Here is a 25,399-nt window from a genome sequence, read left to right as displayed (position 1 = left end):
GGCTTTGATCCGGGGGTTTCCGAATGGGGAAACCCGGCAGTCGTCATGGGCTGTCACCCATGCCTGAACACATAGGGCATGTGGAGGGAACGAGGCCGGCGCGGCCCCGTCCCGCGCGGGCACCGCTCGTACGAGGGCCGCTCATACGGGGGCCGCTCGTACGAGGGCCGGGCCGGGACCCGGCCGCCGGCGGACACCGTCCCGCGCGGGGGAACGGACCTACGCGACGCCATTGTTGCGCCGGCGCGAGCGGCGGACGAGAAGGAGGCCGGCGGTGCCCGCGAGCGCCGCGACGATCGCCGATCCGACCCCGAAGGTGGTGTCGTCCCCGACGGCCGCGACGTTCTCCGCCGCCCCGCCGCCGCCCGCGCCGACCGGGCCGTGCGGCGGCTTGCCGCCTGTCTGGCCGCCGGTGCAGTCGACCGTGAAGACCTTGTGCTTGGCGGCGCCCGTCTCGCCCAGGAACTTCCAGGTGAGCCGGTACGTGCCGTTCGGCAGCATGAGGTCGTTGGTGTGCCCGATGCCGACCGAGAGGTTGATCGACCCGCTGAGGTTCGGCGTGGCCGACTTCGCCGGCTGAGGGGTGATCTCCCAGTCCACCAGTTGGAGGGTGTCGAAGTTGAAGGCGTCGAGGTAGAACCGGCAGACCTTGGTCTCGTCGCTCAGCGAACCGACGGGCGTGCCCGACAGATGGATCTTGACGTCACCGTTGTCGCCGGGGGCGGCGAAGGCCGCGGGCGCGCTCGTCAGGGCCAGGGAACCGAGGGCGAGCGCGGTCACGGCGGTGGACAGCAGGGGGCGGAGAGCCGGGGCGGTCATGCGGGATTCCTCCAGTCGTACCGATATCGAACCTATTGGTCGATAATCTGACTATTGGTCATCCCGTGACTACGGAGGGTGGCAACAAGCCGTGTCACCCTCCGACTTCCACCCGTCCGGCCCTGGATCCGCCGCGGGGGCGGGCGGCTCGCGCCGGGCACTACCGGGGCGCGGCCTCAGAGAATGCCGACCAGGATGCCCGCGCCGAGCACGACCAAAGAGGTCAGCGCCGCCCACTTCACGGTGAAGCGGGTGTGGTCGCCGAACTCGACCCGCGCCATGCCGACCAGCACGTACACGGCCGGGACCAGCGGGCTCGACATGTGCAGCGCCTGGCCGACCAGCGAGGCCCGGGCGATCTCCACCGGCGGGACGCCATGCGCCGCGCCGGCCTCGGCGAGCACGGGCAGCACGCCGAAGTAGAAGCCGTCGTTGGACATGAAGTACGTGAGCGGCAGGCTCAGCGCGCCGGTGACCAGCGCCATGTGCGGGCCCATGCCGCCCGGGACGGCGCCGACCAGCCAGTCGGCCATGTGCGCGACCATGCCGGTCCCGGAGAGCACTCCGGTGAAGACGGCGGCGGCGAAGACCATGCCGGTGACGTTGAGGACGTTGTCCGCGTGGGCCGCGAGGCGGGCCTTCTGGTCGGCCATACGCGGGAAGTTGACGGTGAGTGCGAGCGCGGCACCCAGCAGGAACAGCACCGGGATGGGCAGCAGCTCCGTGATCATCGCGGCGATCAGGGCGGCGGTGAGGCCGGCGTTGAACCAGTACAGCCGGGGCCGGAGCGTCTCGCGGTGCGGGTCGAGCACGGTGAAGGCGTCCTCGTCGCGGGGCTCGCCCTCGGCCGCGCCGGCCGCCGTGTCGCCACCGGCACCGGTGCCGGCACCACCTTCGCTGCCGCCACCGCCGTCACCGGCCTCGACCAGGACGCTCGCCGCCTGCGGCGCGGGGACGCCGCCGAGAGCGAGGCGGCCGACGCGGGCGCGCTCACGGCGGCCGAGGGCGTAGGCGAGGAGGAAGACGCACAGCAGGCCGGCGCCGAGCGCCGGGATCATCGGGACGAACACGTCGGCCGCGTCGAGCCCCAGCGCGGTGGCCGCGCGGGCCGTGGGGCCGCCCCAGGGAAGGGTGTTCATGACCCCGTTCGCGGTGGCGGCGACGCCGGTCATGACGACGAGACTCATGCCGAGCCGTTTGTAGAGCGGGAACATCGCGGAGACCGTGATCATGAAGGTGGTGGAGCCGTCGCCGTCCAGCGAGACGATGGCGGCCAGCACCGCCGTACCGACCACCACCCGCATCGGGTCGGCCTTGCAGAAACGCAGGATGCCGCGGACGACCGGATCGAACAGGCCGACGTCGATCATGACGCCGAAGAAGACGATCGCGAACATCAGCATCGCGGCCGTGGGCGCCAGCTTGCCGACGCCGTCGAGGACGCAGTCGCCCAGCCGGGCCCCTTGGCCGACGGCGACGCAGAACAACGCGGGAATGAGCACGAGTGCCGCGATCGGCGACATCTTCCGGGTCATGATCAGGACCAGGAAGGTCGCGATCATGGCGAAGCCGAGGATGGTCAGCATGAAGGACACCTCACGTCACGTTCGTCCGTGAACAGCCGTCAGAGTGGTGGTGCGGCCGACGGTAGGTGCGGGATGAGCGCGGCAACAAGGTGGCCTCGTGCGGACCGTACGAGCGAAACCCCAGGCCAGGCTGGTGCCCCAGGGGCGCGTGGGTCAGTGGGTGCCGCGGGGCCGGGCCAGCGCGGGTGCCAGGTAGGCGTACAGGAGGGTGCGGGTCTCGGCGACGAGCGCGGGGTCGCCGGAGGGGTCGGTGCGGAAGGCGAGCCGCAGCAGGGCGTCGGTGGTCTCGACGCCGACCAGCACCTTGCGGCGCAGGGTGTCGTCGGCGGACCAGCCGAGGGGCCCGGCGAGGAGGCCGCAGATACGGTCGGCGACGAGGTGGTTGGGGTTCTCGCCGGAGCCTTCCGCGACGCCCGACCCCTCCGGCTCGTCCGGGGCGGCGCACGGGTCCGGGACGCCGAAGTCGACGAGGCCGAAGCCCGGCACCGTGCGCTTCATCGCGAGGTACGCGTCGAGGACGGCGTCGATGATCCGGCCGGCGTCGACGGGCCGGAGCACGGCCCCGCCCTCGCCCGAAGCGACGGCCGGGGCCGGGAGCGCGGCGAGGCCGGCGGCGACGCGGGCGGCGTAACGGTCGAGGTTGCGGTGGGCGAGGGCGGCGGCCATGGCCCGCTTGTTGCCGAAGAAGCGGTAGACGGACCCGATGGGGACGCCCGCGCGGACCGCGACGGCGCGGGTGCTCAGCCGCTCGTACCCGGTCTCGTCGAGGAGTTCGGCACAGGCGTCGAGGATGCGGGCGAGCCGCTCGGCGCTGCGCCGCTGGATCGGGGCGCGGCGGAGCGCGGGTCCCGTCGCCGGGCGCGGGGCGGGCGGCTGCGGGACGAGCGGGCGGGGGCTGGACTGGGGCACGGAACCCATCATGCCGCTCCGGTCTGACTCAGGCGATGAGCAGGCCGATGCCGCCCAGGGTGTACGCGATCATCAGCGCGAACAGCGGGAGTTGGCCCGCCACGGCCCGGGCGGGCGGGAAGAGCCGGACGGAGCGGTCGTGGGCGGCGACGACGCCGAGCACGTGGCCGGTGACGATCGCGACGACCTGGAGGGTCGCGAGGCCGCCGGGACCCAGGGGCGGGGCGGGCGAGGGGGCGTTGTCAGTGCCGGCTGCCATCATGACGGTGCGTGGCGATTCGGTGACGAAGAGCGAGAAGTAGTGGGCGACGAGATAGCCGAGGGCGATGGGCAGCAGGGAGTGGGCGAAGGAGGTGAGCGGGGTGGCGAGTTCGCGGTGGAGCAGCCGCAGGACGCCGGCGCACAGGGCGTAGAGCGCGGCGACGAGGGCGACGGCGGCGAGCAGGCCGAGCGTGGCGGTGAGGGTGCGGCCGAGGGATGAGGTCTGGAGGGTGGTGATCCAGCGGGGGTTGTCGGAGAAGCCGTCGTAGGCGGTGGAGCCGAGGAGGACGCTGACGGTGGCGACGAGGCCGGGGACGGGCGGGGTGGCGTCGAGGCCGTTGAAGGGGGAGCGCACGACGAGCCGGCCGTCGGCGCGGCGGCCGAAGGGGGAGAGCCGGGCGAGCAGGGAGGAGTAGACCTCGAAGGGGTCGGCGTGTTCGAACCAGGCGGGGCCGTGGCGGGCGGCGCCGAGGAGGCCGGTAGCCGTGTAGACGCCGAGGGCGGCGAGGAGGACGGGGGCGGTGGTGTTGTCGGGGGCGACGAGTTCGAGCCAGGCGAAGAGCAGGAGTCCGGCGGCCGCGGGCCGGATGCCGAGCCGGGGCGGGAGCGGGCGGGGCGCGCGCCGCGCGGGCAGGAGGGCGGACAGGGTGCGCAGGGGGTTGAGGAGGCGCCAGACGGGGCCGAGGAGAAGGGAGGCGGGGACGAGTCCGACCCAGAGCAGGACGTAGACGGCGCCGGGCGCGGGGTTCCGGTCCGGGTCGTCGGGGCCGAGGAGGAGGTACAGGACGACGGCGAGACCGGCGGCGGCGCCGAGCAGCCGGAGGGCGGTGCGGGTGGCGGTGGCGTCGGCGAGGCGCTGGACGGCGGCGGGCAGGGGGCGGCCCGCTTGGTCGCCGCGGAAGCGGGAGACGGACCAGAGCAGGCCGAGTGAGAGGAAGGAGACGAACAGTGCGGCGAAGGCGCCGGCGTACGCGTAGAAGGGCGAGAGGGGCAGGTCGTGCTGGGCGCCCACGCCATGGGCGAGCGGCAGGGGCGGCGGTGCCGTCAGGAGGCCGGTGACGGGGCCGGGAAGCGGGCCGGTGAGCGGGCCGGTGAGGCCGGTGAGTGCCGTCATCGGACGACCAGTTGGGTGAGGACGAGTGCGGAGGTGTGGGTCTCGACCTCGAACAGTCCGGTGCGGTCGGCGGTCAGGGTGAGGGTGGCCGTCGTGCCGGGAGAGAGGCGGAGTTCGCGGTCGTAGCCGTGGACGTGGAGGGTGTCGGCGCGGTCGCTGGTCACCTGGAGGGTGACGCGTTCGCCCTTCTTCACTTCGACGCGGGAGGGCGGTGGTTGGACGGAGGTGCCGGTGACAGTGATCGTGACGGTACGGCCGGACGGCGGGGACGGGGTCGCCGGGGTCGCGGGCGTGGTCGGGGCGGGGCCGGTGGCGGATGCGCCGGGATCGGACGCGCCGGTGCCGAGGCGGAGCGTGGTCTCGACGGGGCGGCCGGCGACGGCCCAGGCGGTGTGGTCGTCGGCGTAGAGCCGCACGGTGAGCGTGCGGGCGCCGGCCGGGACATGGGACCAGGGGCCGTAGGCGCGGGCGGTCTCGCGGCCGTCGAGGAGGAGACGGGCGTGGCCGCGGCCGGGCAGGGCGGCGCCGCCGGTGCTCTCGGGGGTGAAGCGGAACCTCTCCACCAAGAGGTGGACGTTCCAGCCGCCCTCACTGTCGGGCCGGGCCTCGGCCCGGACGGTGGGCGCGCCCTTCCCGGGCACCTCGCGCAGGCGGTGCCCGGTGCTGTCCCGGGCGTCCAGGAGGGTGCCGGCGCCGCCGGTCGCCTCCTGGTGGCTGGTACCGGGCTTGTGGTGGGTGGTGGGGCGCCCGCCGCAGCCGGCGACGAGGGCCGCGCCGAGGGCGACGGCGAACAGCGCGGCCCCGGCGCGGGAGCGACGGCCGGCGCCCCGGGAGCGGGCCGCTCCGGTCGCGGTCCCGGCCGCCCCGGCCCGTGTCGGGGCGGCGTGCCCCTCGGCGCCCGCGAGGCGGGCCACCGTGCCATCGGCCGCTCCGGGCCGCCCGGCAGGATGCGTCGCGGCCGTACCGCTCGTGGCCGGCTCGGTGGCCGGCTCCGGTCGGCGGGGGGTCATGCGGGGCTGCCGGCGGGCTCGGGGGACGGGGCGGGGCGGCGGGCGCCGGCCACGATGACGGCCCAGAGCACCCAGACGATGCCGAGCAGTCCGCGGACCCAGGCCGGGCTGACGGGGATCCAGGGGATCATCAGGACCGCCTTGTCGAACGCGTCGAGGAGAGTGAGGACGCCGAGGACGAGTGTGGTCCAGGCGAAGACGGGGCGGCGTGGGTGACGGGTGCGCAGGGCGAGGCCGAGGCCGGTCCACCCCAGTCCCGTCAGGAGCAGGGCCACGGCGGGCAGCGGGGTCGGGGTGAGGGAGCGGGTGGAGGCGGCCACGTCGAGGGCCAGGCCGAGCAGCCCGAGCAGGGCCGCCGTGCCCGCGAGCCGGCCGCCGCGCAGCCGGCGCCACCACAGGGTGCCGCCGACCAGGGCGAGGACCGCGGCGATGCCGAGAGCGAGCTGGGTCTCGACGCGCCGGATGCCCTGGGCGCCGTACCAGTCGCAGCCCGCGGGCAGCCGGCGGGCCCGGACGTCGTAGTCGGCGCAGACGAGGAGCTGGGCGAGTTTGGCGGGTTCGCCCGCGAGGCGGCGGGTGTCGCCGGTGACGTCGCCGCGACGTGTCCCGCAGGAGGGCAGCGCGTACGGGGTGCCGGCCCCGGTGTCGGACTGCCAGCAGTTGCCGCTGCCCTGGCCGTCCCACCACACGTCGGTGCGGTTCGGGTGGGCGCGGCCGGCCTTGTCGACGCCCAGGTGGTTGCCGGCGTACCGGTTGTGGTGGGAGGTGTCGGTCTGCTTGCCCCAGGCCGATTCGCCGCGGATGAAGGCGGGGACGGCGCTGAGGAAGACGCCGGCGCGCTCGTGGCCGTAGATCCAGTTGTTCTCGTAGAGGTTCCAGTTGCCGCCTGCGGTGATGATGCCGGTGCCGGGCGGCATGGAGATCTGCGGGCAGACGACGCCCTCTTCGTAGCCGCGGTCGACGGGCGGCCGGGCGCAGGTGCCGTCGGCGACGTACCGGTAGTAGTCCTCGTTGTTGTCGTGGATCAGGTTCCGTTCGAAGCGGGCGTGGTTCTGCGGGAGGCCGGGGTGGCCGGGGAAGGCGGAGTCCATGGAGGCGCCGCCCATGTTGTGGTCGAACTCGTTGTCGTGGACGTAGACGGAGTCCCCGGCGGTGCCGCTGTAGCCGACCATGTTGTGGTGGCTGCGGCAGCCGGTGATCTCGATGGAGTGGCGGGGGACGTCGTAGCCGCGGCCGTCGTTGATGTTCGAGGCCGAGCCGGGGTAGATGCCGGAGTCGCCGTTGCCGTAGGACTCGCAGTTCTTGTAGAGCCCGTGGTCGGAGGCGAAGGTGAGGAAGCCGTACTCGTCGTTCCAGCGGGTGAGGACGTCGTCGATGACGAAGCCGTCGCTCGCGAGGACGTAGAGCGAGTTGAAGGTGGTGCGCTGGGCGGTGAAGTTACGGAAGTAGACGCCGTCGGAGGAGTCGGCGCGCAGCGCGTTGAGCTTGGCGTACCGGGCGTCGATGACGACGTCGAGCCGGGAGGCGCCGGTGCCCTCGATCTGGAGGTTCTTCTTGCCGAGGATGGCGACCAGGTTCTGGTTGTGCGGGCAGCGCCGCTGCTGCTCGTAGCTGAGGATCTGGTAGCCGAGCGCCGAGCGGGGCGCCTTGAGCGCGGCGCACGCGCCGGTGGGCGCGGGCAGCGAGGGCTCCTCCTCGTACAGCCCGGGCAGCATCGCGATGGTCATGCCGGGGCGGTCGACGGCGTCGACGGCCTGCTGGAGATGGCGGTAGCCCTGCCGGGCGCAGCGGGCGTACAGCGCGAGGTTGCGGGCCTTCAGCGGGGCCGGGAAGCCGGCGACACGGCGTTCGAAGTCGGCCCGGTCGGTCTTGCAGACGAGCAGATCGGGCTCCCCGGTGCGCGGTACGGGGACACTGCCCGAGCCGTCGGGGAAGGTGACGGGCCGCTCCTCGTGCGCCTGGGCGGCGGGAGCGGCGGTCAGGGCGGCGGCGAGCACCGCGAGCACGGCCGAGAACGCGAGAACGAACCGTCGGGTCCATGACATGGCGCGAGAGTAGAGCATTGCTCAACTTTTGGAACCCCTCGTGCACCCACCGCGTCCAAGGGCCCCGGTCACGACGCCGCCCGGCCACCCAGGCCATCCCGGCCACCCTGGCCACCGGACCGCCGCATCCCCCGGACGCGCCCGACACGCACACCGAACAGGCGGTCGTCGCCCACGACATCGCCGAGAGTCGTTGACGCGGGCGGAGTTCAATCCTACGGTCACCCATAGGATTGTTGTTGTGAGCGAGCGTCAGGACAGGAGCACACGATGCACGCGCTGAACGCGGAACAGGCGGGCAAGATCGCCGCCGCGCTGACCTACAGCACGGGATTCGGCAATGAGCACACCACCGAGGCCGTTCCCGGCGCCCTCCCCGAGGGCCGCAACTCGCCGCAGCGGGCCCCGCTCGGCCTGTACGCGGAGCAGCTGAGCGGCAGCGCCTTCACGGAGCCCCGGGCGCACAACCGGCGCTCGTGGCTGTACCGGATCCGTCCCTCCGCCGCACACCCGCCGTTCCGCCGGATCGACAACGGCACCCTGCGCGGCGGACCGTTCACCGAGACCGTGCCCGACCCCAACCGCCTGCGCTGGGACCCGCTGCCGGAGCCGGCCCCCGGTACGGACTGGCTGGCCGGCCTGTGGACGCTCGGCGGCAACGGCGACCCGGCCCAGCGCTGCGGCATGGCCGTGCACCTCTACCACGCGAACGCGCCGATGGAGCGGGTGTTCAGCGACGCCGACGGCGAGCTGCTGATCGTCCCCGAGCAGGGCGGTCTGCTGCTGCGCACCGAACTCGGTCTGCTCGCGGTCCGCCCCGGCGAGATCGCGCTGATCCCGCGCGGTGTGCGCTTCCGCGTCGAGCTCCTCGCCGCGACGGCCCGCGGGTACGTCTGCGAGAACCACGGCGCGCCGTTCCAGCTCCCCGACCTCGGCCCGATCGGCGCCAACGGCCTGGCCAACGCCCGCGACTTCCGGGCCCCCGTGGCCGCCTACGAGGACGTCGCGGGCCCGGTCGAGGTGGTCAACAAGTACTGCGGCAACCTGTGGTCCGCGACGTACGGCCACTCCCCGCTCGACGTCGTCGCCTGGCACGGCAACCACACGCCGTACGTCTACGACCTGCACCGGTTCAACGTCATCGGGACGATCTCCTACGACCACCCCGACCCGTCGATCTTCACGGTGCTGACCGCCCCGTCCGACACCGCCGGTCTCGCCGGCGTCGACTTCGTGGTCTTCGCCCCGCGGTGGCTGGTCGGCGAGGACACGTTCCGGCCCCCGTACTTCCACCGCAACGTGATGAGCGAGTACATGGGCCTGATCGAGGGCGCCTACGACGCCAAGACGGCCGGCAAGGGGGGCTTCGTGCCGGGCGGCGGCTCGCTGCACAACATGATGTCGGCGCACGGCCCCGACCGGGAGACCTTCGACAAGGCGAGTGCCGCCGAGCTGAAGCCGCAGCGGATCGACGACGGACTGGCCTTCATGTTCGAGACCCGCTGGCCGGTGCTCACGACCTCCCAGGCGGCCGAAGCCGAACACCTGCAGCAGGGCTACGACGACATATGGCAGGGTCTTGAGCGCCACTTCCGGCCGTGACCGTCGCCGTTCCCGGTGACCGGCCGGGTGGTGTCCGGTAGTCGTCGTACGGAGAGAGCCGTGACCGCCTTCGCCCCCGACTCGCTGGTCCTGAACCGGAAGCTCCCGCTCTGGTACCAGGTCTCGCAGTCGCTGCGCGCCTCCATACTGGGCCGCACCCCCGACGCCTCGCTGCGGCTGCCCACCGAGGAGCAGCTCGCCGCGCACTACGGCGTCAGTGTGCTGACCATGCGCCAGGCCCTCAAGGAACTGGAGGCGGAGGGCCTGATCAGCAGGCACCGACGGCGCGGCACCTTCATCGAGCCGGGCGCCCGGCGCTCCGCCCCGCGCCGGCTGCTGGGTTCGATCGACGCGATCGTGGCCCAGCAGTCCGGCGAGCGGACCACCGTCCTCGGGCACGGCACCGAGCCGGTGCCGGGCGAGCTCGTCGAGCACTTCCCCGGCTGCGGCGAGGTCGCCGTCTTCCGCCGGCTGCGCGCGGACGGGGAGAGCGGCGAGCCCACCAACTGGGTCGAGAACGCGGTGCTCCCGCAGATCGCGGCCGGCATCGACCCGGCCGATCTGGAGCGCTGGCCGATGACGAAGGTGCTGCGGGACGTCGTCGGCGTGAAGATCAGCCGGATCACCGACACCGTGGAGGCGCGCCTCGCCGATCCCGAGACCGCGCGGCTGCTCCAGGTGCCGCTCCTGTCGCCGATCCTCCACTACACGGGCGTGACGTACGACGACGGCGGCCGGGTCGTCGACGTGGCCCGGATCCACTACCGGGGCGACCGGTTCTCCTTCACGGTGACGGTCGAGGCCCACTGAGCCCTCCACCGCCGTACGCGGGCGGTCAGGTGAGGGAGACCTCGGGCCGGTAGAGGTCCAGCCACAGCGCCAGGTCCAGGGTCCGTTCGAGACCGCGGCAGGAGTTCTGGGTGGCCTGCGGGGTGTCGCGGTACGCGGCCCGGCGGACCCGTTCCCGGTCGAGCAGGTCGAAGACGGGGTGGGCGGGGCGGGCGAGCAGGTCCTTGGCGTGGTTCTGGAGGGCGGTGGAGCGTCCCCGGATCGCCCGGAACAGCAGGAGGAGCGAGCTGTCCATGTCGCCGTAGCCCACCGGCAGGTCACGGGCGCGCAGCACCCTGGCCCGCAGCTCGGGATCCGCCAGGGCCTCCACGTCCAGCACGACGTCCCGGTGGTCGGTGCCGCTGTCCTCTGCCACGTCGTGCACGAACGGGGTGTCGGGGGCGGCGCGCAGCCCGTCGGGGACGAAGCTGTCGGTCAGCCCGGCGAAGTCGACGGCGAAGCTCCGTACCCGTTCGCCGTGCTCGCCCAGTTGCCGGGCGGCCAGGGCCGTCACCGCGGAGGAGTCCAGACCGCCCGACAGCAGCGTGCAGCGCGGGACGTCGGCGACCAGCTGGCGGCGCACGATGTCGTCGAGGAGGGAGCGGACGGTGGCGATGGTCGTGGCGCGGTCGTCGGGGTGCGGCCGGGTCTCAAGGCGCCAGTACACGCGCCGGCGCAGCCCCTGGCGGTCGACGGTGACGACGGTGCCCGGCTCGATCTCGTACATCCCGTCCCAGACGGCGTGTCCGGGCTTTCTGATCATCGCGAACAGCTCGCGCAGCCCGTCGATCCCCACCCGCGCGCGGGCCAGCGGGTTGGCGAGGATCGCCTTGGGCTCGGAGCCGAAGAGCACCCCGTCGGGGGTGGGGTAGTAGGAGAACGGCTTGATGCCCATCCGGTCGCGGACCATCACGAGCGCGTCGCGCCGGCCGTCCCAGAGGGCGAAGGCGTACATGCCGTTGAGCCGTTCGGCCAGCTTCTCGCCCCATTCGAGATAGGCCCGCAGGACCACCTCGGTATCGGACTGGGTACGGAAGCGGTGCCCGCGGTCGGTCAGCTCGCGGCGCAGTTCGGTGAAGTTGTACGCCTCGCCCGAGTAGACGAGGACGACGGTGCCGTCCGGGGTCCGCGCGGTCATGGGCTGGCGCCCGCCGGGCAGGTCGATGATCGCGAGCCTGCGATGGCCGAGGGCGGCGGGTCCCTCGATCCAGGTGCCGCGGTCGTCCGGCCCCCGACAGGCCATGGTCTCCGTCATCGCGTCCACCGTCGCCACCTCGGTGCGCAGGTCACGCTCGTAGGAGACCCATCCGGTGATGCCGCACATGCGCTGCCTCCCGGTGCCGCCCGCCGGGAACGGTCCGCTCACTGGCGGCTCCGCGGAGTGTCCGGCGTCGCTCCCGGCGGACCCGTCGCGTCGAGCCCCTCTCCATCGAGCGTGGGTCACCCGCGCACGGCGGTCAACCGGGCGGCGGCGCGTCCCGCCCGCTCCTCAGCCGGTCCGGGACGTCTCGGTCCGGGGCGCTTCGGTCCGGGGCGCTTCGGTCCGGGGCGTGAACGAGTCCAGGAGCCGGGCGATCCCCGTCTCGAAGATCTCCTCGGCGTCGACGGGTTCGGCGGGCGCCGCGAGCAGGGCCGCGAGGTGCGGGTAGGCGCCGGACGCGACCTGTCCGGCCAGATAGGCCCCCCGGACGGCCTGCTCCTGTTCCTCGCTCCAGGGCAGTCCCCGGGCCCGCTCGGCCATGGCCTGCTCGTTGCGGACGGTCGCCATCACGGTGCCGTTGACCATGGCGATGAGCTGCATCTTCAGACCGGGATCGATGGCGAGCGGTTCCAGGGCGCCCAGGCACCACTCCAGATAGCGCAGGGCGTTCGGGCTGAAGCCGTACGCGGTGGTCATGACCCGGGTCACCCAGGGGTGCCGGTACATGATCGCGCGGGTCTGCCGGGCGATCACGGTCATGTCGGCCCGCCAGTCGCCGCTGGATTCCCCGAGGTCGTACTCCGCGCTGACCGCGTCGACCATCAGCTCGTAGAGGTCTTCCTTGCGCGGCACGTAGTTGTAGAGCGACATGGTGCCGCAGCCCAGTTCGGCGGCGACGCGGCGCATGGAGGCGGCGTCGATGCCCTCGGCGTCGGCGATGCGGACGGCCGCGGCCGCGATGTCGCCCCGGCTGTACGCCGGTTTGGGGCCACGGCCCGTGCGCTCGGGGCGCGCCCAGATCACTTCGGGTTCGGCCGGTCGGCCCGCCATCGTTCATCACCTCGCCGCCCCATCGTAATGACGCTTCCGCTCCCCCGGTTACGTACGCCGTACGTAGTGCGCTACCGTCCTCCCATGACGACTACGTACGCTGTACTTAGTGAAGGTCTGCGGAAGCGCTATGGAGACGTGCACGCGCTGCGCGGACTCGACCTCGCCGTGCCCGAGGGCACCGTCTGCGGGGTCCTCGGCCCCAACGGAGCCGGCAAGACCACCGCCGTCCGGGTGCTCACCACCCTCGTCTCCCCCGACTCCGGCAGCGCGACGGTCGCCGGGTGCGACGTGGTCCGCGACCCGGCCGGCGTGCGCGCCCGGATCGCGGTCACCGGGCAGTACGCCTCCGTCGACGGCGATCTGACGGGCGCCGAGAACCTGCGACTGTTCGCCCGGCTCCTTCGCGCCCCGCGCTCGCGCACCGGCGAACTCCTGGAGCGCTTCGGGCTCGCCGACGCCGCCGACCGGCCAGCCCGCACGTACTCCGGGGGCATGCGCCGCCGGCTCGACCTCGCCGCGAGCCTGATCGTGCCGCCGAAGGTCCTCTTCCTGGACGAGCCCACCACCGGGCTCGACCCGCGCAGCCGCAACGAGATCTGGGACGCCGTACGGGGGTTGGCGTCCCAGGGCACGACCGTGCTGCTCACCACGCAGTACCTGGAGGAGGCCGACCGGCTCGCCGACGAGATCGTCCTGATCGACGACGGCCAGGTCGCGCAGCGCGGCACTCCCGCCGAACTCAAGGCGCTGATCGGCCACTACGCCGAGGTGACGGTCGCCGACGCGACTGCGCTGAACGCCGCGGCCGCGGTGCTCGACCGGCTCACCGGCTCGGCTCCGGTCCTGGACCCCGAGCGCCGCACGGTCGGCGCGGTCACCACCGACACCACGCTCACCCTGCCCCGGATCGTGCGCGAGGCGGACGCGGCCGGGGTCCCTCTGCTCGACGCGTCCCTGCGCCCACCCTCCCTCGACGAGGTGTTCCTGCGCCTCACCGGCCGCGCGCCCGCCACCGCATCCCGCCAGGAGGCCACCGCATGAGCTCCCTCGCCCACGACGGCACCGCGATCCTCGGCCGCCATCTCCAGCGCATCCGGCGCGCCCCGGCGATGACCGTCATGACGCAGGCCATGCCGATCGTCTTCCTGCTGTTCTTCGGGTACGTCTTCGGCAGCGCGCTCGCCATGCCGGGCACCGACTACCGGGCGTTCCTGGTCCCGGGGATGCTGGCGGCGACGGCGGCGAACGGCCTGATGACCGCGATGTTCCAGGCCGCTCAGGACACCCACCGAGGTGTCGCGGACCGGCTGCGCGCGATGCCGGTCAGCCGGGCCGCCGTCCCGCTCGGGCAGGCGCTGGCCGATCTGGTGACGAGCACGGTGGGCCTGGTCCCGCTGCTCCTGGTCGGGCTCGCGATGGGATGGCGGATCGAGGGCACGGCGCTCCAAGCCCTGGGCGCCATCGGCCTGTTGCTGCTGTTCCGCTCCGCGTTCACCTGGATGGGGATCCTCTTCGGGCTCACGTCACGCAACGAGGAGGCGGCCAGTCAACTGGGCAGTGCCACCTTCATGCTCCCGCTGCTCTCCAACGCGTACATCCCGACGGACGGGATGCCGGGCTGGCTGCGCACGGTCGCGGAGTGGAACCCGATCTCGGCGGTGACGACGGCCGTACGGCATCTGTTCGGGAACGCGCCGATACCGGCGGACGCGGCCTGGCCGGTGGCGCATCCGGTGGCGGGGGCGCTGCTGTGGTCGCTGGCGCTGATCGCGCTGTGCGCCCCGGCGGCGGTCAGGCGGTACGCGCGGACGTGAACGCGCGCCGTCCGTAGGGGGGTTGGCGCGCAGGCCGCCGCACGGTCCGCGGGTGCGTACAACGAACCCGGCCGGGTCACGGGGGTCCGGCCGGGTTCGCCGCGTGACAAGCCGAAGGGGTGGCCGGGCACGCGAAAACGCCGGACGGGCGGGGACACGTCCGGCGTTCTCTCAGCGGCGGGCCGGGGGCCGGGCAGCGCGGAGCGGAAGCGGTGCGCCGGGGAGCGCGAGGGCCCGGCCCGGCCGGTCCGTCAGCGGTGGCTGCCGAAGAGGGAGCGGCGCAGCCGGCGCAGCGGGGCGAAGAGCGAGACCCGCGCGCTGCGGCTGCGGTGACCGTGCACCGTCGCCCCGCGCGGACGTGTCGTCAACTCCCGCATGAGCAGCGTCGCCTCGGCCGCCTCGCGCTGCGGTATGGCGGGGCCACCCAGCACCGAGAGATGGCGGTCGAGCCGCGAACTCGTCGCGCTGCTCCCGCAGGTGATGGCAGGCACTCGCGGCCTGCTGCGCATTGCTGTCTGTTCCATGTCACTCCCCACCCGTACAAGGGCACCCGGCCCGGGCAGGTTAACCCTATCGCCCCGCTACGACACCCGTGTATTCCGGCCGCAGGATTCACCATCAGGTGACGGGGGTTGACGATCACTGTCCGAATCCATCCGGCTCCCAGGCGAGTCGGCCGGAGCCCGGCCACCTGTCGAACCGTCACGAACCATCCTGCACGCACCCCATACACCCCCGCCTCCGCGGCCGGGTGTGATCCTCGCCACCATGGCCGGCGTTCCTCGGCTACCGTGGAGTGATGACGCTCATCTCGGGTCGTTACCGGCTGCTGGACGTGCTCGGCGAAGGCGGGATGGGCACGGTCTGGCGTGCCCGCGACGAGGTCCTGGGAAGAGACGTCGCCGTCAAGGAGGTCCGGGCGCCGGAGGGGCTGCCGGACGAGGAACGCGAGCGGCTGTACGCCCGCCTGGAGCGCGAGGCCCGCTCGGCGGCCCGGATCACCCACCCCCACGTGGTCACCGTCTACGACGTGGCGCTCCACGACGGCCGCCCGTGGATCGTGATGGAGCTGGTCCCCGGTCTCACGCTGGCCGAGACCCTGGAGGCCGAGGGGCCGATGCCGCCCCGGCGGGCCGCGGCCGTGGGCGCCGCGGTGCTCGACGCGCTGCGGGCCGCGCACGCGGCCGGGGTGCTGCACCGGGACGTCAAGCCGGCCAACGTACAGCTCGCCAACGACGGCCGGGTGGTCCTCACCGACTTCGGCATCGCGGCGCTGGCGGGCACCTCGCCGCTCACCATGACGGGCGAACTGATCGGCTCCCCCGAATACCTGGCGCCGGAGCGCGCGCTGGGACACGCACCGGGACCCGAGGCGGATCTGTGGTCGCTGGGCGTCCTGCTGTACACCGCCGTCGAAGGCGTGTCGCCGTTCCGGCGGGAAACCGCGCTCGCGACCCTGCGCACGGCGGTCGACGAGGAGCCCGCGCCGCCCGCGCACGCGGGACCGCTGGCCCCGGTGATCGAGGGGCTGCTGCGGAAGGACCCGGAGCGGCGGATGCCGGCGGCGGACGCCGAGGAGCGGCTGCGGCTGATCAGCGCGGGCGGCACCCCCCGTACACCACCGCCGCCGGGCGACGCGGCCCGTACACGCCCGCTCCGCACGCCCCCGCCGGCCGTCCCGGACGCGGGAGCGGGTGGACACGCGGGCGGGATGCCCGGCGGGCCCGCCGGTCCCGGTGCGACGGCTCCTCTGCCCGGTCCGGAGCCGCGTCAGGGCGGCGGCCGGACGGCGCTGATCGCCGGGATCGCGGCCCTGGCGCTGGTGGCGGGCGGCGTGACGTACGCGCTGCTGCGGGACACCGGGAAAGCCGACGCCCCGCCGGTGACGCCGGGCACGAGCGCGACGGCCTCCGCGCCGCCGACGACGGCCGCGCCGGCCACGGCGAGCACGAGCGCCTCCCCGAGCCCCACGACCACGCCCCCGGCGGCGGTCGCCGTCTCGGTGCGGGCGGTGCGCGGTGTGTACACCGGGAGCTGCCCGCCGCCCGCGGCCGGGGCGCCGGAGTTCACGGCGACGCTCACGGTGGACCGGACGCCCGCCACCGTGACGTACCGCTGGCGGACGGAGAGCGGCGAGGCCCAGGACACGGCGTGGCGGACGCTGGACTTCCCGGCGGACGGGCCCGCCGAGGAGCAGGTGACGCGGACCCAGTCCGCGTACGAGCCGGGCACGACGACACGCGACCGGATCCGGGTGGAGGTCCGTGATCCGGTCGCGCGGGAGTCCGACTGGGTGTCGTTCTCGGTGCGGTGCGAGGAGAGGACGGCCACGCCCTCGCCGCCCGTGCCGACGACCACGGGGACGGGGACCCCGACCGCGACATCGACGTCGGGGACTCCTTCGGGCGGGACCGCCTCTCCGGCGTCCGGCTGAACGCCGGTTACGCCACGGCGTTCAGGCCGGGCAGGTAGCCACCGGACTGGCCGGCGGCGGTCGGGTGGTACGACTCGCCGATGTTCAGCCAGTTGACGCTGTGCAGCCAGGCCGAGCCGGAGCAGATCTCGTGGCCGGCGAAGGTCGAGGTCACGCTGGAGAAGGTGAAGCCCTTGCTGGCGGCGCGCTTGGAGATGGCCGCGTTCAGGTAGTCCGAGGCGCCGTTGATGGCGCTGCGCTCGGTCTCGCTCAGGCCCGCGACGCAGGTGCCGTTGAGCTGGTAGAAGCGCGGGTAGCCGAGGACGACGACCTTGGCGTTGGGCGCCTTGGCGCGGATCGCGTTGTAGGCGGCGTCGAGGCGCGCGGGCAGCGTGGTGTCGACATAGCTCTTGGCCTGGTTCACCCGGGAGACACAGCCCGCGTCGGACTGCAGGATGCAGGTCGTCATGACGTCGGCGAAGCCCGCGTCGTTGCCGCCGATGGTGATGGAGATCAGGTCGGTGTTGGCGTTGAGCGCACCGAGCTGATTGTTGATCACATCCGTCGTCACGGCGCCCGAACAGGCGTTGAAGGCGAAGGAGGTGGTGGCGTGGGAGGCCTTCCACAGCATCGGGTACGCCTTGGTCGAGCGCTTGCAGTCGCCGCTCGCACTGTCGTAACTGCCGGAGCCGACACCGGAGGAGTACGAATCGCCGAGGGCGACGTAGTCGACCGCGGCGGTGGTGGCCGCCTGGGCGGCACCCGCGCCGGTGAAGGCGAGGACGGCGCCGAGGAGAAGCGAGGACGAAACAGCGGCAAAACGGGACAGCTTCATGAAGACCTCCCAGGGGCAGGATTTCTGCGTTACCAGGTAGTAGCAGTGGATCGGCCCCGCGAGAAGTGTTCATGTCAAAACTCGTAGGGAATTTTCTGTGAGGCACGGTCAAAAAACGTCGGTTTCAAGACATTCGGCAGGGTGCGTGCCCGCTTCCGGGAACCATCGCCCGACGGTACGCGTCTTGATGGCGCCTCTTCCCTTGGTCACCCTCAGGAGGGCGTGCCGAAAGGGCTGTTGACAGACCGTCCGAGGGCCCGCTCGCAGCCGCTTCCGGGTCGCCTCCGGGCCACTCGCGCACCGCTTCCGCACCGCTTCCGGACCGCTTCCGCACCGCTTCCGGACAGCGAAAGACCCCCGGCCGGTGCGCGTGCCCGGCCGGGGGCCGTCGAGGGATGGATCGAAGGGGCGGGTGGTACGGCTTACGGGGCCGGGACCCGCGCCTCAGTCGTCGTACGCGGCTCGCAACGCGTCGCGGACCGCCGCGTCCGCCTCCTCCCGGCTCAGGCCCAGCCGGTGAGCCTCCGTCGCGTAGGTCGCGGCCGAGGTGGCGGCGAGCCGGGAGGCCGCGTCGGAGGCGGCGGCGACGAAGGTGCCGTTGCGGCCCCGGGTCTCGATCACCCCGTCGGATTCCAGGGCCTTGTACGCCTTCGCGACCGTGTTCGCCGCGAGCCCGAGGTCCTCCGCGAGGCCCCGCACCGTCGGCAGCTTGTAGCCGACGGGAAGTTCACCGGAGCGGGCCCGCTCCGAGATCTGGGCACGCAGTTGTTCGTAGGGATGGGTGGTGGAACCGGCATCCACGCTGATTCGAAGCGTCACCCCCCTGATTCTGCACCCGTACCCGGGGAAAATGGGAGGCGCCCGGCCCCGGCCACCGCCTACCGTGCGGCCCCATGACTGTGATCGTCCGCGACGTGCGACCCGGATCCACCGAGGACGCCGAGGGTTTCGCGCGGGTACGCCGCGCCGCCCTGCCGTTCATGCTGACCACCGGCCCTCAGCTGGCCCACGACTGGGCGCACGCGCATCCCGACGCGCACGCGCGGCCGCTGGTCGCCGAGGCGGACGGCGAGATCGTCGGCAGCGCGGAGGTGGCGCTGGCCCACGAGTCGCCGGAGCCGGGTGACGGGCTGGTGAACATCCACGTCCACCCCGAGCACACCGGCCGCGGCGCCGGCACGCTGCTGCTGCGGACCGCCGAGGAGCATCTGGCGCGGGCCGGGGCCCGGCGGATCTACAGCTGGGTCCTCGACGACCGGCCCTCCCGCGCCTTCGCCGAACGGCACGGCTACCAGGGCCGGCGCTCCGCCTACTTCCTGCGGCTCGACCTGGCGACGGCCGAGCTGCCGCCGCTCCAGGACCTCCCGGACGGCGTCGAGCTGCGCACGGCGGCCGACTTCGCGGCCGACCCGCGGCCGCTGTTCGAACTGGACGCGCTGACCACGGCCGACGAGCCGGGGGACGTGGCCGCCGATCTGACGGACTACGCGCACTGGCTGGCCACCACCTGGCGCCATCCGCTGCAGGCCCACGAGCTGACCATGGTCGCGCTCGCCGACGGCCGCCCGGTGGCCTTCAGCGCCGCCCTCACGGACGGCCTCGGCCGCTACGTCACCGGCATGACGGGCACGGCGCCCGGGTTCCGGGGCCGGGGCCTGGCCAAGCTGGTGAAGAACGCCTCGCTGCACCGGGCCCGGGCGGCCGGCTGCACGGAGGCGCTCACCGGGAACGACGCCGGAAACGCGCCCATGCTGGCCGTCAACCGGTGGTTCGGATACGAGATCAGCGCACAGGAGGTCCGTCATGTCCGCACCCTCGGGTGAGACCACGGTCGAGGTTGTCCTGGTGAAGGCGGGGCGGACGAAGATCCGCTACCCGGCCCGGGTCCTCGCCGACGACGGGGTACGGCTGACCGTCCGCGCACCCTGGGCCGGCGAGGGCGTGCGGGACTTCGGCTTCGTGCGCTTCGAGCCCGGCGATGTCTTCACCGAGCACTACTGGCGCGACCGGTGGTACGCGGTGAAGGAGGTCCGGACCGGCGACGGCACGCTCAAGGGCTGGTACTGCGACGTGACCCGGCCCGCGCTGGCCGACGGCGCCGAGGTACGGGTCGAAGACCTGGATCTGGACCTGTGGGTGTCGGCGGACGGCGCGGAGGTCCTGCGGCTCGACGAGGACGAGTTCGCGGCGAGCGGGCTGGCCGCCGCCGATCCGGAGGCGGCCCGGCACGCCGTACGCGCCCTCGACGAGCTGGAGGCCCTGGGCCGGGACGGACTGCTCGCGCTGTCCGCCGTACCGGCCCCTAACGGAGACTGACCGACCGGCCGCCGCGCGTCAGGAAGACGGGCAGCGGCAGGCCCAGCGGGCCGTCGGGGGCGAGCCGGACGAGCACGGCCTCGACGCGTGCCGTGCCCGCCTTGAAGCTGTTCTGCTTCACGAGCGAGCGATGGGTCCACCGGTGCGTCCGGCCGTCACAGACGACGCGGGTGCCGCCGATCCCGACGGAACGGTCCTGCTGGACCAGCGTGGAGCCGAGGAAGACCGGCCCGGAGCCGCCGCGGGCGCAGCGGTAGCTGCCGGAGACGCTGACCTCGCCGCTCTTCGCGGCCTTCCCCTGACGGTCGACGGACACGACGTTGGCGGAACGGGCGGGGGCGGCCGTGGCCGTCGCGCCGGTCAGCGCGGTGGCGGCGGTGGCGGTCGCCAGCACACCGGCGGCGAGAGCGAAACGTACGCGCATGGACGGAAGGTCCCTTCCGGACGAGAATATGACGCCCGCAAGGGATACCGGATCATCGCGAAGAATGTCCGAAACTCGCCCATCCGGCGGCAAGTTGAACACTTTGCGATGATCCGTACATCCGCACGGATCTGCGCCTCGGCCTCTAGAAGGCCGACGCGCAGGTCGTCGGGGTCGCCCGGGCCGGGTCGAGGGCGTTGGACACCTCGTGGAAGGCGATCCGGTCGGTCAGCCCGATCGCCAGGTGCTCGGACAAGTCGAGCGCGCAGCGGTCCTGGAGCAGCACGTTGGTGACGTTCGGACCGGAGAGCCAGCCCGATGTGTAAGGGGTGACGACCTCGTCGTACCGCGTCGCGATCACCGTGTACCGCACCCCGGGGACGGTGTCGCCGCCCGCGTTCAGCCGGGTCAGGAACGCGGAGCCGGCGATCTGGTCGGCGAGGCCCGGGGTCGCGGCACTGATCAGGTCCTCGGCGCCCGGGAAGTACGGCAGCAGCCGGGTCAGCCCGGACAGGGTGGTGCCGTGGTTGTCGGGGGCGAGGGCCACAAGCGCGTTCACCTTCGCCGCGCCGCCCAGGAACCTCAGGTAGTAGCGGGGCATCATGCCGCCCTGCGAGTGGCCGACCAGATCCGCCTTCGCGGCGCCGGTGGCGGACAGGACCCGGTCCACGTACGCGGAGAGCTGTCCGGCGGACGCGTCGATCGGGCCGAGGCCGTGGAACAGCGGCACGCCGGGCAGCTGCCCGTAGTCGAGCGAGAAGACGCAGTACCCGCGCTCGACGAGGTACGGGGCGAGGCCCAGCCAGTTGTCGACGGAGTTGCCGAGCGTGCCGTGGACCAGCACGACGGGGCGGGGGTGGGCGGCGGACGGCTTGCAGGAGAAGTCGTTCCACCCGCGGCTGGGGGCGGCCGTGGCGGAATCGGCCGCCGAGGCGGCCGTTGCGGCCTGGGCGGCCTGGGCGGCCTGGGCGGTGACGGGAGCAAGAACGGCGGCGGCGGTCAGCGCGAGTACGGACAGCGCTCTGCCGAGGCGTCCGAACGGGTTCCGGGGCAGCATGGGGTGATCTCCTCGCGGCTCGAAAAGCGGGGGATGCACGACGCCTTGCGGTCCGGACCACAGGGGGATGCGTTCCCGTCAAGCTACGCACGAGTAGCTCCCGGGGGAAGTGACCCGTCGGCAAAAAGTGCGGCACCGCGGCCTGTCCACCCGCGCCGTCACCGCGGCCACGTCACCGCACCCGCCCCGTCACGACCGGGCGAGGGTGGCCGGTCCCACCACGCCGGGCCAGCGCGCCGCGATCCGGTCGAGGACCTGTTCGAGCCGGTCGGCGCTCTCGGCCTGCCGGTCGAAGGTGAGCTGCCGGCTGGAGAGCCGCGCGGGCATCAGGTCCTCGGCCCGCAGGGACAGCGCCGTGACCCGCGCCCGCTGGAGCCCGAGGGCGTCGTGCAGCGCCTGCGCGGTGCCCGCCAGGACCGGGGTGTGCGCGGTGGGTTCCGGGAGCGCGCGCGTCCGGGTGGTCGTGGACCGGTCCGCGTACCGGACGGTGAGCGTCAGCGCGCGGGCCACCTGGTCGTCCGCCCGCAGCCGCCGCCCGAGGCCGACGGCCAGTTCGAGCAGCGCCCCGCGCCGTACCGACGCGTCGACCTCGTGCCGGGCGAACCGCCGTTCGGCGGCGGCCGACCGGGGCGCGGCGTGCGGTGTCACGCGCGTCCGGTCGATGCCGTGGGAGCGCTCGTGCACCAGGCGTCCCAGCCGGGCGCCCAGGATCCGCTGGAGGGTGGCCTCGGAGGTGGCCGCCACCTTCCCGACGCTGTCCAGGCCGTACGTGCACAGGGTGCGCGCCGCCTTCGGCCCCACCCCGTACAGGGCGATCACCGGCTTCCGCTCCAGGAACGCGGCGACGTCCCGCGGCGTGTCCGGGACGAAGCGGACGGCGCCGGGCGGTCCCCCCTGTCCGGCCATCCGGGCGAGCAGGGGGTTGGCTGCCACGCCGACGGCGCAGTTCAGGCCGTACCAGGCGAGTGCGCGCACCCGGATCAGGCGCGCGATCCCGACGGCGTCACAGCCGAAGTAGCGCACGCTGCCGGTGACGTCCGCGAGGGCGGCGTCGGGGGGCAGCGCCTGGACGACGGGGGTGATGTCCTCCAGCACCCGCAGGAGCAGCCGCCCGCTCTCCCCCGGCGCCCTGGGGACCTGTGCGTAGACGACGGTCATCGCGCTCACCCGGCGCTTCCGGGGCTGGAGTGCCACAGTTTGCGGCCGCCGAGGGAGTCGGTGCCCGCGGGCCGGAGGTCCGACCAGGGGTTCATCTCGACGCCTTCGGCGACCTGGAGGGTCCGGCCGCGGCCGGACGTCACCCCGCCGTCCGGGGCCGCGCCGTTCGTCCCCGGTCCGCTCATGTCCTCGGCCAGCCGGGCCGCCACCGCGTCGAGCCCGCCCGTACGGCGCAGTTCCGCCAGCTCCGTCAGGTTCCACGCGGCGGAGCCCGCCACGGTGAGCGAGCGCGGCCCGCGGCGCTGGACCTTCCCCCGCACGAGCAGCAGTCCACTGTGGAAGATCGTGTGCGCGCTCGCGGCCTGGCTGTCGGCGAAGAAGGCCAGGTCGATCAGGCCCGAGGCGTCGTCGAGGGTGACGAAGACGATCCGCTGCGGCTCCCGCGCGGCCGTCTCCCCGTACGGCCCGGACGCGGCGCGGCGCAGGATCGGCGGGGTCTGGGTGGCCACCTTGGCGCCCGCGACCAGGACGGTCCGGCCGTGCTCGGCCGCGCGCAGCTCCCGGGCGGGCACCACGCCGAGCTCGCGCAGGAACTCCTGGTGGTCGCCCATGAGATGGCGGGAGGCGTCCATGCCGAGGATGCCGAGTTCGGCGCTGAGCCGTTCGGCCCCGTCGAGGTCGGGCAGGCCGACGGGGGCGGTCTCGCGGCCCTGGGCGAGCGGCAGCTGACCGCCGTGGGCGGCGTCCTTGCGCCGGCCGCGGTGCAGTTCGGCGAGGTGGAGCAGCAGGTCGCGGCGGTTGGTGCCGAAGGCGTCGAGCGCGCCGACCTGGGCGAGGCGTTCGGCGACGGGCCGGCGCGGGCGGGCCCGTTCCCAGAAGTCGAGCAGCGAGGCGTAGGGCGCGCCGGTCTCGATGCGGGCGCTCTCGGCCTCGCCGATGCCGTGGACGTCGGCGAGGCCGAGCCGGAGTCCCCACACCGCGCCCGGCGCACCGACCCTCCCGGACACCAGTTCGATTCGATGGGCGACCGCCGACCGGTTCACGTCCACTGGCAGCACGGGCACCCCGCGCCGCCGGGCGTCCGCGAGCAGCAGCCGCTTCGGGTACATGCCGGGGTCGTGGGTGAGCAGCCCCGCGTAGAAGGCGGCCGGGTGGTGCGCCTTGAGCCAGGCCGACTGGTACGTCGGCACGGCGAAGGCCACCGCGTGCGCCTTGCAGAAGCCGTACGAGCCGAACGCCTCGACGATCTCCCAGGTGCGGGCGACGACCTCGGGCGCGTACCCGCGGCGCTCGGCCCGCTCCGCGAACCACGCCTTGATCCGGCCCTGCGACTCGGGATGGGAGAGCCCGCGGCGCACCTGGTCGGCCTCGTCGCGGCCGCAGCCGGTCATGACGCTCACGATCTCGATGATCTGTTCGTGGAAGACGACGACGCCGTACGTCTCCTTCAGCGTGTCCGCCAGGTCGGGGTGCGGGTAGCGGACCGGCGCGCGGCCGTGCCGGGCCTCGATGAACGGACGGACCATGTCGGCGGCGACCGGGCCCGGCCGGAACAGCGAGATGTCCACGACGAGGTCGTGGAAGTCCGCCGGCTGGAGCCGGCCCACCAGGTCGCGCTGGCCGGGCGACTCGATCTGGAAACAGCCCAGGGTCTCGGCGGAGCGGATCAGCCGGTACGTGGCCGGGTCGCCGGCCGGGATCGCGTCGATGTCCGGCCGGGTGCCGGTGGCCCGGCCGACCTCGGCGACGGCGTGCGCCATCGCCGACTGCATCCGCACCCCGAGGACGTCGAGCTTGAGCAGCCCGAGGTCCTCCACGTCCTCCTTGTCGAACAGGGACATGGGCAGTCCCTCGCCGCTGGTGGGGACGACGGGGGTACGGGTGAGCAGCGAGGCGTCCGAGAGGAGCACGCCGCAGGGGTGCATGGCGATGCCCCGGGGCAGCGCGTCGAGCGCCTCGACCAGCTCCCAGAACCGCTCGCGGCCCGCCGACGCGTCGCGCAGGCCGCGCAGTTCGGGCAGTTCGGCGAGGGCGGCGCGGGCGTCCCGGGCGCGGATGTGCGGGAACGCCTTGGCGATCCGGTCGATCTCGGCCGGGTCCATGGACAGGGCGGCACCCACGTCCCGTACGGCGTGCCGGACCCGGTAGGTCTCGGGCATGGCGACGGTGGCGACCCGCTCGGCGCCGAAGCGGCCGAGGATCGCGCGGTAGACCTCCAGCCGGCGGGCGGACTCCACGTCGATGTCGATGTCGGGCAGGACGGTGCGGCGCTTGGAGAGGAACCGTTCCATCAGCAGGCCGTTCCCGACCGGGTCGGCGTGGGCGATGCCGAGGAGGTGGTTGACGAGGGAGCCGGCGCCGGAGCCGCGGGCGGCCACCCGGACGCCCATGTCCCGGACGTCGTCCACGACCTGGGCGACCGTCAGGAAGTAGCTGGCGAATCCGTGGTGGGCGATGATGTCCAGCTCGTGGTGCATCCGGTCCCAGTAGACGCGCCGGGCGGGGCCGCGGTCGTAGCCCTTCAGGAGCAGGCCGGCGGCGGCCCGGGAGGCGAGCACCCGCTGGGCGGTCCGGTGCGCGGCGCCGACCAGGTACGGCTCGGGGAAGTGCGCGGAGCCCATGCCGAGGTCGTCCTCGGGGTCGACCCGGCAGGCGGCGGCGACCTCCTCGGTGCGTTCGAGCAGCCGGTACGCGGCGTCCCGCCGGAATCCGGCGGCCTCGGCGATCCGCTCGGCGGCGGCCGTCATCGCGCCGGGCTCCTTGAGCCAGGCCTCGCCGCTGTCGAGCCCGGCGCGCGGGTCGACGGGGACGAGCCGGCGGGCGGCGTCGAGGACGTCGGCGACGGGGCCCTGGCCGGGATCAGCCGGCCAGGCGGCGGGTCGCCTCGTCGAGGCGCTCCGCGATGGTGCCGTCGATGACCTCGTCACCGACCCGCACCGAGATCCCGCCGAGGA

The 25,399-nt window shown here is 73.5% G+C and carries 22 protein-coding genes and 2 pseudogenes; 8 read left to right on the top strand and 16 right to left on the bottom strand.

Features of this window, described 5'->3' with window-relative positions; translation table 11 throughout:
• Positions 1–219: 219 nt before the first annotated feature.
• The 6 genes from ABZ693_RS33610 to ABZ693_RS33585 all read right to left on the bottom strand — a co-directional run bounded on the left by ABZ693_RS33610 (position 220) and on the right by ABZ693_RS33585 (position 7,744).
• Complete coding sequence (locus ABZ693_RS33610; RefSeq protein WP_359885218.1) at positions 220–819, bottom strand: hypothetical protein; 600 nt, start codon at positions 817–819, stop codon at positions 220–222.
• 176 nt (positions 820–995) lie between these two features.
• Entirely contained in the window at positions 996–2,405 is a 1,410-nt protein-coding gene (locus ABZ693_RS33605; protein WP_359885216.1) for a CitMHS family transporter, read from the bottom strand.
• Positions 2,406–2,558: 153 nt separating this feature from the next.
• Positions 2,559–3,323 carry a TetR/AcrR family transcriptional regulator gene (locus ABZ693_RS33600; RefSeq protein WP_435842624.1) on the bottom strand — a complete coding sequence of 255 codons (765 nt, stop codon included), beginning with the start codon at positions 3,321–3,323 and terminating at the stop codon, positions 2,559–2,561.
• Positions 3,324–3,342: 19 nt separating this feature from the next.
• Positions 3,343–4,605, bottom strand: a complete 1,263-nt coding sequence (locus tag ABZ693_RS33595) for a hypothetical protein (protein ID WP_359885225.1) — start codon at positions 4,603–4,605, stop codon at positions 3,343–3,345.
• A gap of 80 nt (positions 4,606–4,685) precedes the next feature.
• A complete protein-coding gene (locus ABZ693_RS33590; RefSeq protein WP_359885215.1) occupies positions 4,686–5,699 on the bottom strand; it encodes a hypothetical protein in 1,014 nt (337 codons plus the stop codon).
• Positions 5,696–7,744: a right-handed parallel beta-helix repeat-containing protein gene (locus ABZ693_RS33585; RefSeq protein ID WP_359885213.1), complete on the bottom strand. Its 2,049-nt coding sequence runs from the start codon at positions 7,742–7,744 to the stop codon at positions 5,696–5,698. The genes ABZ693_RS33590 and ABZ693_RS33585 overlap by 4 nt, the downstream gene beginning before the upstream one ends.
• 17 nt (positions 7,745–7,761) lie before the next feature.
• Between ABZ693_RS33585 and ABZ693_RS33580 the strand changes: the two genes are divergently transcribed.
• From ABZ693_RS33580 to ABZ693_RS33570, 3 genes are all read left to right on the top strand, one after another.
• A complete protein-coding gene (locus tag ABZ693_RS33580; RefSeq protein WP_359885211.1) occupies positions 7,762–7,941 on the top strand; it encodes a hypothetical protein in 180 nt (59 codons plus the stop codon).
• A gap of 73 nt (positions 7,942–8,014) precedes the next feature.
• Positions 8,015–9,346 (top strand): homogentisate 1,2-dioxygenase, encoded by a 1,332-nt coding sequence (hmgA, locus tag ABZ693_RS33575; RefSeq protein WP_359885210.1) that lies wholly within the window; start codon positions 8,015–8,017, stop codon positions 9,344–9,346.
• A 60-nt stretch (positions 9,347–9,406) separates the two neighbouring features.
• Positions 9,407–10,156, top strand: a complete 750-nt coding sequence (locus ABZ693_RS33570; RefSeq protein WP_359885208.1) for a GntR family transcriptional regulator — start codon at positions 9,407–9,409, stop codon at positions 10,154–10,156.
• A 199-nt stretch (positions 10,157–10,355) separates the two neighbouring features.
• Here ABZ693_RS33570 and asnB read toward each other — a convergent pair.
• A pseudogene (gene asnB, locus ABZ693_RS33565) lies at positions 10,356–11,498 on the bottom strand (asparagine synthase (glutamine-hydrolyzing)); the annotation flags it as partial.
• 165 nt (positions 11,499–11,663) lie between these two features.
• Positions 11,664–12,425 (bottom strand): TetR/AcrR family transcriptional regulator, encoded by a 762-nt coding sequence (locus ABZ693_RS33560; RefSeq protein WP_359885206.1) that lies wholly within the window; start codon positions 12,423–12,425, stop codon positions 11,664–11,666.
• Between the two features lie 84 nt (positions 12,426–12,509).
• On the opposite strand from ABZ693_RS33560, the gene ABZ693_RS33555 reads away from it, so the two are divergent.
• Positions 12,510–13,469 (top strand): ATP-binding cassette domain-containing protein, encoded by a 960-nt coding sequence (locus ABZ693_RS33555; RefSeq protein ID WP_359885204.1) that lies wholly within the window; start codon positions 12,510–12,512, stop codon positions 13,467–13,469.
• The gene (locus tag ABZ693_RS33550) at positions 13,466–14,242 is read left to right on the top strand and encodes an ABC transporter permease (protein WP_359885202.1); all 777 of its coding nucleotides are present in this window, start codon (positions 13,466–13,468) and stop codon (positions 14,240–14,242) included. Before ABZ693_RS33555 ends, ABZ693_RS33550 begins: the two co-directional genes overlap by 4 nt.
• 251 nt (positions 14,243–14,493) lie before the next feature.
• Here ABZ693_RS33550 and ABZ693_RS33545 read toward each other — a convergent pair whose 3' ends face one another.
• The gene (locus ABZ693_RS33545; RefSeq protein ID WP_359885200.1) at positions 14,494–14,766 is read right to left on the bottom strand and encodes a hypothetical protein; all 273 of its coding nucleotides are present in this window, start codon (positions 14,764–14,766) and stop codon (positions 14,494–14,496) included.
• Between the two features lie 275 nt (positions 14,767–15,041).
• Between ABZ693_RS33545 and ABZ693_RS33540 the strand changes: the two genes are divergently transcribed.
• Complete coding sequence (locus tag ABZ693_RS33540; RefSeq protein ID WP_359885198.1) at positions 15,042–16,676, top strand: serine/threonine-protein kinase; 1,635 nt, start codon at positions 15,042–15,044, stop codon at positions 16,674–16,676.
• A gap of 7 nt (positions 16,677–16,683) precedes the next feature.
• Here the strand turns inward: ABZ693_RS33540 and ABZ693_RS33535 are convergent, their stop codons facing one another.
• Together ABZ693_RS33535 and ABZ693_RS33530 are read right to left on the bottom strand one after the other, a co-directional pair.
• Positions 16,684–17,490, bottom strand: coding sequence for an SGNH/GDSL hydrolase family protein (locus tag ABZ693_RS33535; protein WP_359885196.1), 807 nt, complete (start codon positions 17,488–17,490; stop codon positions 16,684–16,686).
• Between the two features lie 444 nt (positions 17,491–17,934).
• A complete protein-coding gene (locus ABZ693_RS33530) occupies positions 17,935–18,309 on the bottom strand; it encodes a GntR family transcriptional regulator (protein ID WP_359885195.1) in 375 nt (124 codons plus the stop codon).
• 74 nt (positions 18,310–18,383) lie between these two features.
• On the opposite strand from ABZ693_RS33530, the gene ABZ693_RS33525 reads away from it, so the two are divergent.
• Both ABZ693_RS33525 and ABZ693_RS33520 read left to right on the top strand, forming a co-directional pair.
• A complete protein-coding gene (locus tag ABZ693_RS33525; protein ID WP_359885194.1) occupies positions 18,384–19,313 on the top strand; it encodes a GNAT family N-acetyltransferase in 930 nt (309 codons plus the stop codon).
• Positions 19,294–19,806: a ribonuclease FAU-1 family protein gene (locus ABZ693_RS33520; RefSeq protein ID WP_359885192.1), complete on the top strand. Its 513-nt coding sequence runs from the start codon at positions 19,294–19,296 to the stop codon at positions 19,804–19,806. The genes ABZ693_RS33525 and ABZ693_RS33520 overlap by 20 nt, the downstream gene beginning before the upstream one ends.
• Here the strand turns inward: ABZ693_RS33520 and ABZ693_RS33515 are convergent.
• The 5 genes and pseudogenes from ABZ693_RS33515 to ABZ693_RS33495 form a co-directional block, all read right to left on the bottom strand.
• Entirely contained in the window at positions 19,793–20,230 is a 438-nt protein-coding gene (locus tag ABZ693_RS33515) for a DUF6299 family protein (protein WP_359885190.1), read from the bottom strand. The two genes, ABZ693_RS33520 and ABZ693_RS33515, sit on opposite strands and share 14 nt — an antisense overlap.
• Positions 20,231–20,375: 145 nt before the next feature.
• Entirely contained in the window at positions 20,376–21,287 is a 912-nt protein-coding gene (locus ABZ693_RS33510; protein ID WP_359885189.1) for an esterase/lipase family protein, read from the bottom strand.
• Between the two features lie 189 nt (positions 21,288–21,476).
• Positions 21,477–22,445: a DNA polymerase Y family protein gene (locus tag ABZ693_RS33505; RefSeq protein ID WP_359885221.1), complete on the bottom strand. Its 969-nt coding sequence runs from the start codon at positions 22,443–22,445 to the stop codon at positions 21,477–21,479.
• Between the two features lie 5 nt (positions 22,446–22,450).
• Positions 22,451–25,309 (bottom strand): annotated as a pseudogene (gene dnaE, locus ABZ693_RS33500) (DNA polymerase III subunit alpha); the annotation flags it as partial.
• Positions 25,305–25,399, bottom strand: a 95-nt coding sequence (locus ABZ693_RS33495) for a F0F1 ATP synthase subunit delta (protein WP_359885220.1), incomplete at its 5' end; no start/stop codon positions are given. The pseudogene dnaE and the gene ABZ693_RS33495, both read right to left, overlap by 5 nt.

The sequence above is a fragment of the Streptomyces laurentii genome, from assembly GCF_040635425.1.
In the GTDB taxonomy this organism is placed as follows: Bacteria; Actinomycetota; Actinomycetes; order Streptomycetales; family Streptomycetaceae; genus Streptomyces; species Streptomyces laurentii.
The sequence above is the reverse complement of the archived record's forward strand: the minus strand, read 5'-3'. Positions and strand labels throughout refer to the sequence as shown.